The sequence below is a fragment of the Pseudomonas quasicaspiana genome (assembly GCF_021147825.1).
Classification (GTDB): domain Bacteria; phylum Pseudomonadota; class Gammaproteobacteria; order Pseudomonadales; family Pseudomonadaceae; genus Aquipseudomonas; species Aquipseudomonas quasicaspiana.
On sequence record NZ_JAGTPI010000076.1, the window covers coordinates 13,177 to 27,501 of the forward strand.

Below are 14,325 nucleotides of genomic sequence, written 5' to 3' on the forward strand. Positions count from 1 at the left end.
GCGTAATCCATGCGTATTTCAACTGCTCAGTTTTACGAAACCAGTACCGCCAATTACCAGCGCACCTATGCCAAGGTAAACCAGACGGGCGAAGAGGTCTCCAGCGGGATCAAGCTCAATACTGCTGCCGATGATCCGGTCGGTGCCGCGCGAGTGCTGGCATTGTCCCAACAGAACTCGATGCTGACTCAGTACGGTTCCAACATCAGTACGATTGGCACCAACGTGACCAAGTCAGAAACGGCGTTGGGCAGTATCAAAGATGCGCTGCAAAGGGCGTCTGAGCTGATTATTGCTGCAGGTAACGGTACTTACACAGACAACGACCGTAAATCCGCCGCCAGCGAATTGAAAGCGGTGCAGACCCAGATTCTGGGGCTCATGAACAGCCAGGATGCCAACGGCGAGTACCTGTTTTCCGGCTCGAAGACGACGACAGCACCTTATTCCCTGAATTCGGATGGCACGTATTCTTACAACGGTGACCAGACCTCCATCAACCTCGCCATTGGCGACGGCTTGAGCGTTGCGAGCAACACTACAGGCTGGGACGCTTTCGAAACGGCGGTCAACACCACCCGTACCTCGTCGACTCTGACGTCGCCTGGAACCAATGACGGCAAGATCAGCCTGTCCGGGGGTATCGTCAGCTCCAATGCCGCTTATTCGGCAGAGTATCTGGCAGGGCAGCCCTACGAGCTGACCTTTCTGAGCAGCACGCAGTACAAGATCACGAGTCTTGCGACCAACACTGACGTCACTATCGATGCCAGCAGCGGGGGTAATTTCTCTTCGGCAAATGCTGGGTCCCAGACGGTTAATTTTCGTGGCGTACAGTTTTCCCTCAATGTGAACCTTACGGATGCCGAACGGGCTGATCCGGCGCTTGCTGACGCAGCTATTGCCGGGCCTCCTGAGCGTACCTTCACTCTGGCGGCTACGACAGACAAAATCAGTACTACGCGCAGCAACGGCAACACGTCGGGTGCAGTGATCACTGATGCGGCAGTGGGTAACACTGCTTTAGAGTTGGCGGCGTATAACAATACGTTCCCTGCCGGTGGCGCGGTCCTCAAGTTCACCTCGGCCACCGACTACGCGTTGTATGCATCGCCGATCACCAGCAGCAGCACGCCGGTTTCCAGCGGTACGATGACGCTGACGCCACCGAACACGACCATCAGTGCTTCCGGTATTAATTTCACAATCAATGGTACGCCTGACATCAATGACCAGTTCGTGGTCAAGGGTGGCACTCAGCAGACCCAGAACGTGCTCAATACCCTTTCATCGGTGATCACCGCGCTGAGTACCCCGGCCGACGGCGACCCACAGGCCGCCCAGAAATTGCAGGCTGCTCTGGATTCTGCCCTCGGTAACATCACCAGCGGCACCGAGAGGGTCTCAACCGCCATTTCCGCCGGTGGTGCCCGTCAGTCCCGTGCCGATGCTCAGGGCATAACCAATGATCTGCTCAAGGGCAACAACACGCTGGAGCAGGGTAAGATTACCGACTCCGATCCGGTGGATGCTATCGGGCGTTTGACCATGCAGCAGACCATGTTGACGGCTTCGCAGTTGGTATTTACCAAGCTGGCGCAGTTGAATCTGTTCAGTCAGTTGTAAGTGCAACGCCGCAGAAATGCGGCGCATCGCCGAGCAAACCGTCTTTTTTCAGCGGTTAAGGGGCTTGATCCGTAAGGCAGGCCCGCCGCTCGTGAGTATGTCCAGTGAATCCAGCTCCTCTCGTCAGTATCGTCATCCCCGCCTACAACCCGCGCTTTTTCAACGCTGCACTGGTCAGTGCCCTGCACCAGACGTATTCCAATCTTGAAGTCATCGTCTGTGATGACAGTCGCGGCAGCGAAATCAAGGCTATCTTCGATTCGTTGAGCGACGCCGCGAGCGTCAGCCTTCGCTACTTGCGTAACGCCGAGCATCTGGGCCTGACGGGTAACCTGCTGGCCTGCTTGAATGAAGCACAGGGCGAGTTCATCAAGTTTCTCTGTGATGATGATCTTGTTTTCCCCAGCTGTATCGAAGCGCAGGCCAATGCACTGATAGAGCAAGCCGATGCTAGCCTGGTTTGTGCACAGCGAATGCTCTGGGATGCGGACAACATACAGCTTCCGCAGCGTCTGGAAAATGACGTGATCTGTCCGCACAGTTCGATCCTCAAGGGCGATGATCTGCTGGCGATTATCGAGTCTTTCCCGGTCAATTTTCTGGGTGGGTTCAGCAGTACTTTATTCCGGCGCACCGATATTCAGGAGCTGCTGCCAGCCCTGACCCAGCCGGATCATTGCTTTGTCGCGAGTCTGGATTTCGCTTTGTATGTTTGCCTGTTACGTCGCGGCAACCTCGTGCTGCTCAACGATATCCTCAGCGTGGAGCGGTTGTACCCCGATCGCTTGAGCACACAGCCGTCTATGAAGGACGCCGTGCGCGTCGAACGCGAATGGTTGCTGCAGATGCTCAAAGGGCGTAGTGGTGAGTCGGCACCGGCCCATGGCTGGGTTCGTTATCTGCCGCTGAGCCGGGCCCACGAGGCCCCGCGGATCTGGGAAGAGATTTGCATCAGCCGTTCGATGGGGACCCGGCAGACCACGCTTCCATGGCGAGTCGGCGTCAAGGCTCAGAGTTTTTCAGAGTTGTATGAGCAATGGCTGGCGTGTCGCTCCCTCTCCGCGGTGCAGCGCGACCTCTTGCCTGAGACCCTGGATGGATGGTCCTGGCAGCCAAAAATCGTCCCGGTGATCATTGATGATCAGGTCACTGGCGGCGAGCTGGCGGTAACCTTGCAGAGTCTCGAAGCGCAGGATTATCCGCCGCATCTGATACTGGTGCTGTCCCGCAGCTGCACCGAGATCCTTCTGGAGGGTAATACGCTGCGCATGCCGCTGCAGAACAACTGGCAGCAACAGCTCAATGAGGTTTTGGGGCAGTTGCAGGGCGCGGACTGGTTTTATCTGCTACAGGCGGGCGACCGGGTTATCGCGCCGGCCTTGCTGGTGATGGCCGAGCGGATCGTCGCCTTTGCCGATGCCTTGTGCCTCTACAGTGATGAAGGCGGGCTGCGCGACAGTGAGTCTGTAGACCCGATCTTCAAGCCTGATTTCAACCTGGATCTGCTGCGCAGTTACCCCTACGTGGGCCGAATGCTGGCGTTTAACCGCGAGCAGTTTCTTGCCGTCGGTGGCTTTGATGCAGGGTATGGCGAGCTGGCCCCTCACGATGTGCTCTGGCGTCTGGTAGAAACCCATGGCACCCATGTTGTGGAACACATCAGCGACATTCTGGTAGAGGCGCCGCTAGGTCTGTCTGGTTGGCTGGCCCAGCCGGAAGTGGTCGAGCAAAACCCGGCGGTGCTGCGCGCACATCTTCAGCGTCTGGGGGTTGAGCATGATCTGCGTCAGGGCAGCATGCCGCTGCTCAACCGGATCGATTACCAGCACGCAGCGCGCCCGCTGGTGTCGATCATCATCACCTGCAAGGATCAGATAGCGGCCTTGCAGCGATGCGCAGAAAGTCTGCTGGAAAAAACGGCCTACACAGAGTACGAGCTGTTGCTGGTGGACAATGGCAGCGAGCAGCCTGGCACCCTGGCCTGGCTGGAAGCCATGGCGCAGCTGGGCGGTGACAAGTTGCGCGTGTTGAGCTATCCGGAGCAGGGCAACACTGCCGCGCTTTATAACTTCGCTGCCGACCATGCCCGAGGCGATTATCTGCTCATGCTCAACGCCTTTGCGGTGGTGACCGAATCGGACTGGCTCGATGAGTTGCTCAACCACGGACAGCGTCCGGAGGTTGCAGTGGTGGGAGCCAAGCTGTTCGGTCCGTCTGGCAATGTCGTGCACGCCGGGTTGATCCTCGGGCTTCATGGTCCGGCAAGCTCAGCAATCAACGGAGTTACCGGTCGTGTGGCTGGTTACATGCACCGTTTGCAGGTTGCCCATGATCTCAGTGCGGTCGGGGCTGACTGTCTACTGGTGCGCAAGCAGGTGTTTGATGAGGTGGGCGGGCTGGATGAGTCAAATTTTTCCAGCACCTTGGGCGATGTGGACCTGTGTCTGCGAATTCGCCAGCAAGGTTATCTGGTGGTCTGGACGCCTTATGCTCAACTGGCCCTTGGCAATCGACCGGTCACGGTCGATGCCGGGCTGGAGGAGCGCAAGGCTGTAGAGACGCAGACTTACTACAAACGGTGGTTGCCGATCATTGCCCGGGATCCGGCCTACAACGTCAACCTGTCACTGAAGACCTTGGGCGGCAGTTTTGGTCTTGATCCTGGGCTGATTAATGGCTGGCGTCCGTTCGTGCGCAAGACGCTGCCAGTGGTTGCGGCCCTGCCTATAAATGCCGGCGCCGTTGGGCATTACCGGGTGACTCAGCCATTGGCTGAGCTTCAGGCAGCGGGCAGGGCGACAGGGCAGGTTTACTACTCCACGCCGTCGACTATTGAAATCGAGCGGTTGAATCCGGACGTGATCATCCTGCAATGTCGCTACAGCGAAGGTCCGATCAACGAAATCGTGCCGATGAAAACTTACTCCAGGGCGCGGCGCATTTATGAACTGGATGACTACGTCATACAGTCCACGAAGAAGAACCTGCACGCCCGCAACAAGCCCGAGCATGAGGAAATGGAGCGAATGGTGCGCCGCGCCATAGGTCTTTGTGATCGCGTGGTGGTCACCACCGAGTCGTTGGCCGACGCGCTCTCGAGCATGCACAACGATATTCGTGTCGTGCCGAACATGCTGGAGGCATCCATGTGGAGCAATCTACGCAGCAAGCGCCGGACCTCCAAAAAGCCGCGGGTGGGTTGGGGCGGCGGTACCAGCCATAGCGGCGATCTGGAGATTATTGCCGAGGTTGTTCGCGAGTTGGCTGACGAAGTGGAGTGGGTGTTCTTTGGCATGTGTCCGGACGAGTTGCGTCCATATGTCCATGAGTTTCACGGCATCATCAGCCTGGATGCTTACCCGGCCAAACTGGCCAGCCTGAACCTTGATCTGGCCTTGGCACCACTGGAGTTCCACATCTTCAACGACTGCAAGAGCAACCTGCGCCTGCTTGAGTACGGCGCTTGCGGGTATCCGGTGGTGTGTACCGACACTGCGGCTTATCGTGGTTATCTGCCTTGCACCCGGGTGAAGAGCAACAGCACCCAGGAATGGCTGGAGGCGATTCGCATGCACCTGGCCGACCCTGAGGCCAGCTATCGCATGGGTGATCAGTTGCGTGAGATGGTGCTTCGGGATTTCGTTCTGCGTAGCGATAACCTTGAACATTGGGTCAATGGCTGGCTTGCCGACTGATGCACCTCGACTGACCTTTTGTTGACGCTGGCCTGGGCAATCCAGGCTGGCGCGCTTCCTGCATATTCCCCTTTATATCGTCATAAAACGTGTATTTGCGCCAGCCGATGAGCGCTATCCAGGTAGCGGTGACGGTTTGTCCAAATGGTTTGCAAAGCCCCGGAAAGCTCGACGGGGGCACTGTGAAGTGGAAGAGGGGATGAGATGAAGGCAGTAATTCTGGCCGGTGGGCTGGGTACAAGGATCAGCGAAGAGTCACATCTCAAGCCCAAGCCGATGATCGAAATCGGCGGCAAGCCAATTCTCTGGCACATCATGAAGCAGTACTCCGCTCACGGCATCAACGACTTCGTGATTTGCCTGGGCTACAAGGGCTACGCGATCAAGGATTTCTTCGCCAACTACTTCCTGCACACCTCTGATGTCACCTTCGACATGTGCAACAACCGCATGGACGTTCATCAGAACTACAGCGAACCCTGGCGCGTGACCCTGATCGATACCGGTGAAGAGACCATGACCGGTGGTCGCTTGCGTCGTGCTGGCCGCTATCTGGAAAACGAAGAAGCCTTCTGCTTTACCTACGGCGACGGTGTTTCCGATCTAAATATCAGCGCCTTGGTGGACTTTCATCTCTCTCACAAGAAGCTCGCGACAGTCACTGCCGTTCAGCCGCCAGGACGTTATGGCGCGCTGGAGCGCGATGGCGACCTGGTGCTCGGTTTTTCTGAAAAGCCTCGCGGTGATGGCGGCTGGATCAACGGTGGCTTCTTTGTGTTGTCACCCAAAGTATTGCCGCTGATCCCTGGGGACGATACTACCTGGGAAGCCGAACCCCTGATGGGCCTCGCCGCGCGTGGCGAATTGAAGGCTTTCCAGCACGATGGTTTCTGGCACCCCATGGACACCCTGCGTGACAAGAACTACCTGGAGCAACTGTGGCAGAGCGGGGAGGCCCCATGGAAGCAGTGGGGCTGAGTTCGCAGTTCTGGAGCGGCAAGCGCGTTCTGTTGACCGGTCACACGGGGTTCAAAGGCAGTTGGCTGGCTTTGTGGCTGAAAAGTATGGGCGCCAGCGTTACGGGCTTTGCCCTTGAGCCTGGCACCGAGCCAAGCCTGTTCGAGCTGGCCGGAGTTGCCGAGGGCATCAATGACCAGCGCGGCGATCTGCGTGATCTGGGTGCTCTGCTGGAAATCATCGCCGAGACCCAGCCGGAAATCGTTCTGCATCTCGCTGCGCAACCGCTGGTGCGTGAAGGGTATCGCGATCCGCTGGGGACCTATTCAAGCAATGTCATGGGCACGCTCAACGTGCTCGAAGCCATCCGCCAGGTCGGCGGTGTGCGTGCTTGCGTGCTGGTGACCACCGACAAGGTTTACGCCAATCAGGAATGGCTCTGGCCCTATCGCGAGGACGAGCCTTTGGGCGGGCATGATCCGTACAGCAGCAGCAAGGCCTGTTGCGAGTTGCTTGCCCAGTCTTATGCGGCTTCGTTTTTTCCGGCAGACCGTTACGCCGAGCACGGCCTGGCGCTGGCCACTGCCCGGGCCGGTAACGTGCTGGGCGGTGGCGATTTTGCACCGGAGCGCCTGATTCCCGATGTACTCAAGGCCTGGTCTGCCAGTGAGCCGGTAACCCTGCGCTACCCGCAGGCAGTCCGACCCTGGCAGCACGCGCTGGAGCCGCTGGCCGGTTATCTGTTGTTGGCGGCCGGGTTGTATCAGCAAGGCCCGGAGTTTGCCGGTGCCTGGAACTTTGGTCCTGGTGAAGCAGACATGTGCAGCGTGGGCGAAGTGGTCGAACTGCTTGCCCGTCGCTGGCCTCAAGCCCCCGGCTTGCGTATCGAGCCCAGTGATCTGCATGAAGCCGGTCTCTTGCGCCTGGACAGCAGCCGTGCCCGGCAGATGCTGGGCTGGAAACCTCGCTGGTCGTTGCAGCAATGCCTGGAGCAGACGCTGGACTGGCACCTGGCGTGGAAGGCTGGCAAAGACATGCGTGAGGTGACCCTCACTCAATTGAATCTGTATCGGGGGTCGCATTGAGCGAGTTCATGTTGCATGCGTTGCCGCTGGGCGGGTTGTTCAGCGTTCAACATAAATACCATGCCGATGAGCGCGGGCATTTCTCCAGACTGTTTTGCGAAGGCAGCCTGAGCCAGTTTGGCCAGCCTTTTCATATCCGTCAGATCAATCACTCCTGTACTCGCGAACAAGGGACTGTGCGCGGCCTGCATTATCAGAATGCGAGCCTGCCGGAAGCCAAGCTGATCAGCTGTCTGCGGGGGGAAGTCTGGGATGTTGCGGTGGATCTGCGTCCCGATTCGGTGACCTTCCTGCACTGGCATGCCGAATACCTGCGCGCTGGTGACGGTCGCAGCCTGCTGCTGCCGGCGGGTTTCGCCCATGGCTTTCAGGCCATGACCGATGACGCCGAATTACTGTATTTGCACAGCGCTGATTACACGCCGGGTCACGAAGGTGGGCTCAGCGTGTATGACCCACGCCTGAGTATTCCCTGGCCGTTGCCCGTCAAAAATCTGTCGGAAAGAGATCTTTCGCATCCCTTGCTGGATGCCCAATTCGCCGGAGTGCGTTTATGAATTGCCGTGGGTGCGGTAAGGGCTTGAGTCTGCCACTGATTGATCTGGGGACTTCGCCGCCTTCCAATGCCTACCTGCGGGCAGAGCAACTGGACAGCGCGGAGCAGTGGGTGCCCCTGAAAGTTCAGGTCTGCCAGTCCTGCTGGCTGGTGCAGACCGAGGACTACACGCGGGCCGACAGCCTGTTTGATGCTGATTACGCTTACTTCAGTTCTTTTTCCCGTACCTGGCTGGAGCATGCCGAGCACTACGTGGCGACCATGGTCGAGCGTTTTGGCTTGAATGAGCAGAGCCGGGTCGTGGAAGTCGCGGCCAACGACGGTTACCTGTTGCAGTATGTAGCCCGGCGCGGGATTGCCTGCCTGGGTGTCGAGCCGACCCAAAGCACAGCGCAGGCGGCGCGGGCCAAAGGTCTGGATATTCGCGAGCTGTTTTTTGGCCGTGAGAGCGCCTCGCAGTTGCTGGAGCAGGGCTGGGCGGCAGATTTGATGGCCGCCAACAATGTGTTGGCACATGTACCGGACATCAATGATTTCCTGAGCGGTTTCGCTACCTTGCTCAAGCCCGGCGGGGTGGCGACTTTCGAGTTTCCTCATCTGCTGACGTTAATGGCAGGCGCGCAATTCGACACGTTGTATCACGAGCACTATTCCTACCTCTCGCTCACTGCGGTACAGACCCTGTGCGAGCGTAATGGTCTGAGCGTGTTCGACGTCAGCGAACTGCCCACTCATGGCGGCTCGCTTCGGGTCTTCGTGCAGCGCGCTGACGGTGGACAACATGAACAGTTGCCTGCCGTGCAGCGTGTACTTGAGGCCGAGTTAAGTGCTGGGGTTAAAACTGACCGGTTCTACGCCAGCCTCGCTCCGGCTGCCGAGCGTATCAAGCATGAGTTGCTGCGCTTTCTGCTGCAGGCCAAGGCCGATGGCAAACGCGTGGTCGGCTACGGCGCGGCTGCCAAGGGCAACACGTTACTCAACTACGCCGGTATCAAGCCCGATCTGTTGGCGTGGGTCGCTGACGCCAGCCCCCATAAGCAAGGCAAGTTCTTGCCGGGCAGTCGCATTCCGGTGGTCGCGCCTGAGCGTATCGCGCTGGAAAAGCCTGATTACGTGTTAGTGCTGCCCTGGAACCTTATCGATGAAATCACCGGGCAGTTCGCGGGCGTGAGCTGTTGGGGAGGGCGCTTTGTCGTGGCCATTCCTGAGTTGAAAGTACTGTGACGGGCTTGCATGTACTGGTCACCGGAGCCACAGGATTTGTCGGTCGCCATCTGGTCAGCGCTTTGCTGAACAAAGGCTGCCGGGTCCGCGCCGTTGCCCGCAATGCTCAGGTCGCACAAAGCATGCCGTGGATAGACGACGTTGAGTTCGTCAGCGCGGATATTCACGCTGATGATCTGGATGTGGCGGCGCTGACCGAGGGTATCGATGCCCTCGTGCACCTGGCGTGGCCAGGCCTGCCTAACTACCAGGGGTTGTTTCATTTTGAGCAGAACCTGTTCGCCGACTACCGCTTTATCAAAGCTGTCGTTGAGGCCGGTGTCGGTCAGGTGATGGTGACGGGCACCTGCTTCGAGTACGGCATGCAAAGCGGTGCCCTGGATGAGAACGCTGTGGCTCAACCGGGCAATCCATACGGCCTGGCTAAAAACACCTTGCGTCTGTTTCTGGAAAGCTTGCAGCGGCAGCAGGCTTTCACACTGCAATGGGTTCGTCTGTTTTATCTGCACGGCGATGGCCAAAACAGCAACAGTCTGCTGGCCAGCCTCGACCGAGCGATTGATGCCGGTGACAGCTCTTTCAACATGTCGGCGGGTGACCAGTTGCGGGACTATCTGGCCATTGAAGTGGTTGCCAACCATCTTGTCGGCGTGCTGCACCGACGGGATTTCTCGGGCATCGTCAATTGCGCCAGCGGTCAGCCGATCTCGGTTCGAGCGCTGGTCGAGCAGCGGTTGCGGGAGAGAGGGGCCTCGTTGCATTTGAATCTGGGGCATTACGGTTATTCCCCCCACGAACCCATGGCGTTCTGGGGTGACAACAAGCGATTGCTGGGACTCTTGAGTGAAGGGCGGCAGGAAGCTTGACGCTATTGAGCGCCACCATGCGCACCGACTCGCGTCGGCACATTGGCAGGATTTTTCTCGCAAGGCCTCTGGCCACTGGTTCAACTCATCTTTATCGAGAACAGCAAAATGACTGATACAGCACTGCAAGTATTCCAGCGTGAATGCGAAGAGCAAGTTAACGACCAAGGCCAGGACCATAAGCTCAAGGCCCTTGCCCAAGAGTTCTACAACGAGTCGGCCCGGCACAAATACACCTATCACTTTTCCTGGATGGGTCGCCCGATCATTCAGTTGCCTCAAGACATGATGGCGATGCAGGAACTGATCTGGCGCATCAAGCCGGATCTGGTGATCGAGTGCGGCATCGCTCATGGCGGCTCCATCATCTATTACGCTTCCCTGCTTGAGCTGCAGGGGCACGGCGAAGTCTTGGGGATTGACCGGGATATTCGTCCGCACAACCGCGAGGCCATTGAAAGCCACCCGATGAGCAAGCGTATCAAGATGATCGAGGCGTCCAGCATTGATCCGGCAACTGCCGAGCAAGTGCGCGCTATCGCGGCGGGCAAGAAAGTCATCGTGGTCCTGGACTCCAATCACACTCACGAGCACGTGCTTGAAGAGTTGCGCCTCTATTCCCCATTGGTTTCCGTGGACAGCTATTGCGTGGTGATGGATACGGTGGTGGAAGACATGCCCGAAGACGCGTTCCCGGATCGCCCATGGGGCAAGGGCGACAACCCGAAGACCGCCGTATGGGCCTACCTCAAGGAAAACTCCGATTTTGTGATCGATGAGTCGATTCACAACAAATTGCTGATCACCGTGGCGATGGACGGCTATCTGCGCCGTGTTCGCTGATCGTTGAACGCGAAGTCATTGAATCCTTTATCGCCTGTTGCACGGGGACTATTTATGCAAGGCCAGCACCTTTCCAGCCATCGCCCGCCGTTGAATGAACTGCTTACACTGGTGGTCATCAGTCATAATCGACCGGCTTTTCTGCGTCGGGCGTTGCGCTACTATCAGACGCTGCCTTGCAGGATTCTGGTACTGGACTCGTCTGCAGAGGAAACCACTGATCTGCCGACGCAGACGGTCGCCAACATCGACTATCAGCACTTGCCGCAGTTCGGTTACTGGGGCATGCAGACCAAACTGGTCTACGGTGTTCCGCTGGTCACCACGCCTTATATGGTGTTCGTCTCGGATGACGATTTCATCCTGCACGACACCTTGCAGGCTTCGGTGGACTTCCTGGAAGACAACCCTGACTACGGCATGTGCCACGGCTATTGCCTGATGTATGCATCCCTGGGCAAATCGGTCAAATACTTCCGTCGCGACAAGAAGATCCAGGAAGACTACGGTTCGGATCTGCCTCACGAGCGTGTTGTTGAGTTCATGGGGCAATTCGTGCCGCCGTTCTACGCGGTTACTCGCACTTCGCTGTTGCAGGAGTGGTACGCAGTACTGCCTGAAAACACCACGCTGCAGTGGCAGGAAATTGGTCACACGTATTTCCTGGTCGCCTCGGCCAAGGCTCGAGTGCTAAATGCACCGTATGTCGTTCGGGAGGTCAACATCGGCAGCTCCGAACACAATACAGAAGTCTCCCACTCCCTGCTGTTTACTGATGAGCAATCGGTCAGGGAGCGTGAAGCGTTTATTGATTTCTGTGCATCGCTTCCGACGGGCATGAAGGACCTCAGCGTAGAGCAGCGCCGCCAGGTGGTGGTGGACGGCTTTACCGCGATGGGCGAATGTCTGATGGCCCGCCGCTCGCTGACGATCGAGGTGATTTTCGAATCTACCTGGAACGTTCCCGAGGTGGGCCCGGAGCGTCGTTTTGGTCCTATGCAGTACGTGGAAATGCCCTATTACAACCAGGCATTTTTTGACCAACTCACCGAAATCGAGTTTTTCCTGCATGCGATGCCTGCCGCGCGCATTCAGCTCGAGAGGCTGGAAGGTGCATGGTCCCTGCAGGAAGAGCTATTAACCGCTCGTGCCACCGATACGGCCGAGACGCTAATTCCCCGCCTTTGGGATGCAATGCAACTCAACGCTTTTAACCGTCGGGTAGTCAAAGAACTGGCGCACCAGCTTGAGCTTAATCAGGAGCATGACGAGGCGGGCAAGATGCGGGCCTGGGCCGAGCGTCTTGATTCGCTTCATGAATATGATAGCCAGAAGACGTTCGCCGGCATGCAATCCGGTCGTTTGCTGAACTGGTTGGCAGCACGTACTCCAAGCACTGAGGAGCAGGGTGCGATAGGCCGCTATCTTGGGACTAAAGGCACGCCGCCGCAGTTTGGTCTGCTGGTGCTCAACCTAGACAACGACATACACAAATTGCAGACCACCCTCGACAGTCTGGTCGAAGGTCTCTACAAGGGCTTCAAGGTGGTGGTGTTCACCACGGATGAGCCGCCGAGTGCGACGACGTTCGGCAGCACGCTGCATTTCGTCAAAGTTACCCAGAGCAACTATGTCGAGAAACTCAACCAGATTGCTCGCCAGCTATCCACGGACTGGCTGATGCTCGCAGAGGCCGGTGACCAGTTCACGGCTGCGGGCTTGCTGGTAGCTGGCCTGGAGTTGCTGGCTGCTCCGGAGTGCCGCGCCGTCTGCGCAGACGAGATTCATCGTCAGGCAACCGGGGCGTTGCGTGATGTTTTCCGGCCAGGCTTCAACCTGGATTTGCTGCAAAGCATTCCATCTTTGATGGCGCGCCACTGGCTGGTACGTCGTGATGTGCTGATCGAGGCCGGTGGTTACTCCGCTGAATTCACCGAGGCCCTGGAATTCGATCTGCTGTTGAGAATTATCCAGCAAGGCGGCCTGGGCTGGCTGGCTCATCTCGATGAGCCGTTGTTGATTTGTAATACGCCTTCGACTACTGAAAATACTCAGGAGCGACTGGCATTGAGTCGTCATTTGAGTGCTCGTGGCTATAAAGCGCAGATCACGTGCGAAACCAATGGTATCCATCACATCGACTATCGCCATACCGAGCGTCCACTGGTAAGCGTCATCCTGCACGGCGAGGTCGAGCTTGAGCCTCTCCAGCGTTGCGTGGTCAGTATCCTGCAACGCACTCGCTATCTGCGTTTTGAAGTGCTGCTGGCCAGTCATCAAGGCATGGCACCGCAAATGCTGGAATGGCTGGGTCAGTTGGAGCAGCCTGGCGGCCGGGTGCGGGTGCTTGAAGTCGAGGCGGGACTCAGTCCTTCTGCGTCGTGCAATGTCATGGCTGCTCAGGCTCGCGGCGAGTACCTGTTGTGGCTGGCGGCCGACGGTGAGGTGGTCGGTCCGAACTGGATAGGCAACCTGCTCAACCAGGCTCAGCGTCCCGAGGTCGGTGTGGTGGGTGCAAGGCTGACGGACGCAGAGGGCAAGATCACTCAGGCTGGTTTGATCCTGGGCTTGAATGGCGGTGTGGGCTCGCCGTTTGTTGGCCTGGACTCGGAGGAAGCGGGTTATATGCGTCGTCTGCAGTTGACGCAAAACTACTCGGCCGTTTCGGCGGCGTGTCTGATGGTGCGTAAGGAACTGTTTGATGAGGCGGGTGGCTTTGACGAAAGTGATTTCGCGCAGGCCTTCAGTGATGTCGATCTGTGCCTGAACATTGGCCAGCTGGGTTTCATGACGGTATGGACGCCGCAGGCTCATATCTGTCATTCGGGTGTTCTGCCGGACGCGCCGCAGGCTTTGGCTGCTTTGAAGGGCAAGTGGGCTGGGCAATTCGAGCATGATCAGGCTTATAACAAGAACCTGTCGTTGACGGGGGAGGGGTTCACACTGGGTGAGCCGAGCGGTGTGAACTGGTCGCAGTTGTTCGTTTAGTTCTGCTGAGTCCTGACGCCCTTGCGATGTTTGTGGGGGCGTTTATGTTTCTTGGTTTGCTCGCACTTCGGTGTACATATCCGTTACCGTAGTCATGGCTTCTATTGGTTGCGCTTTTACAGCGCCTCACTTTTGAACATCCGGAAGCCGGCCCAGACAAAAGTAAGCAAAACGCTCTTGCCCCACCACTCGGTCCCTCGCCTAGGCTCGGGATGCCCGCCCGCAGATACTGAACCGTGGGCCGCCGCAATGGGCCATCTATGGCCCGGTGCGGCTAAACCGGCATCCTTGCCGGTTTACCCACGCTCCAGAATCTGCGTTCGGCCAGCGTGGTTTAACGGGGCGCCTCAGATCAAAATCAAAAGCTCGGCGGCCTGACAGCCGACCTGTTTGTGTGAACTTGCTACCTCTGCTCCGACCAGCACGGACTTTGTGGGAGCGTGGCTTGCCCGCGATTCAGGCGCCGCAGTATGTCAGATATACCG

The 14,325-nt window shown here is 57.8% G+C and carries 9 protein-coding genes; all 9 read left to right on the forward strand.

Going from position 1 to position 14,325, the window contains the following annotated elements; genetic code table 11:
• The first annotated feature begins 9 nt into the window (after positions 1 to 9).
• A complete protein-coding gene (locus tag KDX30_RS26700) occupies positions 10 to 1,626 on the forward strand; it encodes a flagellar hook-associated protein 3 (protein ID WP_122396594.1) in 1,617 nt (538 codons plus the stop codon).
• Positions 1,627 to 1,730: 104 nt separating this feature from the next.
• On the forward strand, positions 1,731 to 5,321 hold the full coding sequence (locus KDX30_RS26705) for a glycosyltransferase (protein WP_231677963.1): 3,591 nt from the start codon (positions 1,731 to 1,733) through the stop codon (positions 5,319 to 5,321).
• A gap of 204 nt (positions 5,322 to 5,525) precedes the next feature.
• Positions 5,526 to 6,299: a glucose-1-phosphate cytidylyltransferase gene (gene rfbF, locus KDX30_RS26710; protein WP_231673530.1), complete on the forward strand. Its 774-nt coding sequence runs from the start codon at positions 5,526 to 5,528 to the stop codon at positions 6,297 to 6,299.
• Complete coding sequence (gene rfbG, locus KDX30_RS26715) at positions 6,281 to 7,363, forward strand: CDP-glucose 4,6-dehydratase (RefSeq protein ID WP_231673531.1); 1,083 nt, start codon at positions 6,281 to 6,283, stop codon at positions 7,361 to 7,363. The genes rfbF and rfbG overlap by 19 nt, the downstream gene beginning before the upstream one ends.
• Positions 7,360 to 7,920 (forward strand): dTDP-4-dehydrorhamnose 3,5-epimerase family protein, encoded by a 561-nt coding sequence (locus tag KDX30_RS26720; RefSeq protein ID WP_231677964.1) that lies wholly within the window; start codon positions 7,360 to 7,362, stop codon positions 7,918 to 7,920. The genes rfbG and KDX30_RS26720 overlap by 4 nt, the downstream gene beginning before the upstream one ends.
• Positions 7,917 to 9,143: a class I SAM-dependent methyltransferase gene (locus KDX30_RS26725; RefSeq protein ID WP_231677965.1), complete on the forward strand. Its 1,227-nt coding sequence runs from the start codon at positions 7,917 to 7,919 to the stop codon at positions 9,141 to 9,143. The genes KDX30_RS26720 and KDX30_RS26725 overlap by 4 nt, the downstream gene beginning before the upstream one ends.
• A gap of 5 nt (positions 9,144 to 9,148) precedes the next feature.
• The gene (locus tag KDX30_RS26730; RefSeq protein WP_231677968.1) at positions 9,149 to 10,009 is read left to right on the forward strand and encodes an NAD-dependent epimerase/dehydratase family protein; all 861 of its coding nucleotides are present in this window, start codon (positions 9,149 to 9,151) and stop codon (positions 10,007 to 10,009) included.
• Between the two features lie 108 nt (positions 10,010 to 10,117).
• On the forward strand, positions 10,118 to 10,852 hold the full coding sequence (locus KDX30_RS26735; RefSeq protein ID WP_231677966.1) for a cephalosporin hydroxylase family protein: 735 nt from the start codon (positions 10,118 to 10,120) through the stop codon (positions 10,850 to 10,852).
• Between the two features lie 54 nt (positions 10,853 to 10,906).
• Positions 10,907 to 13,840: a TIGR00180 family glycosyltransferase gene (locus tag KDX30_RS26740; protein ID WP_231677967.1), complete on the forward strand. Its 2,934-nt coding sequence runs from the start codon at positions 10,907 to 10,909 to the stop codon at positions 13,838 to 13,840.
• The last annotated feature ends 485 nt before the right edge of the window (positions 13,841 to 14,325 follow it).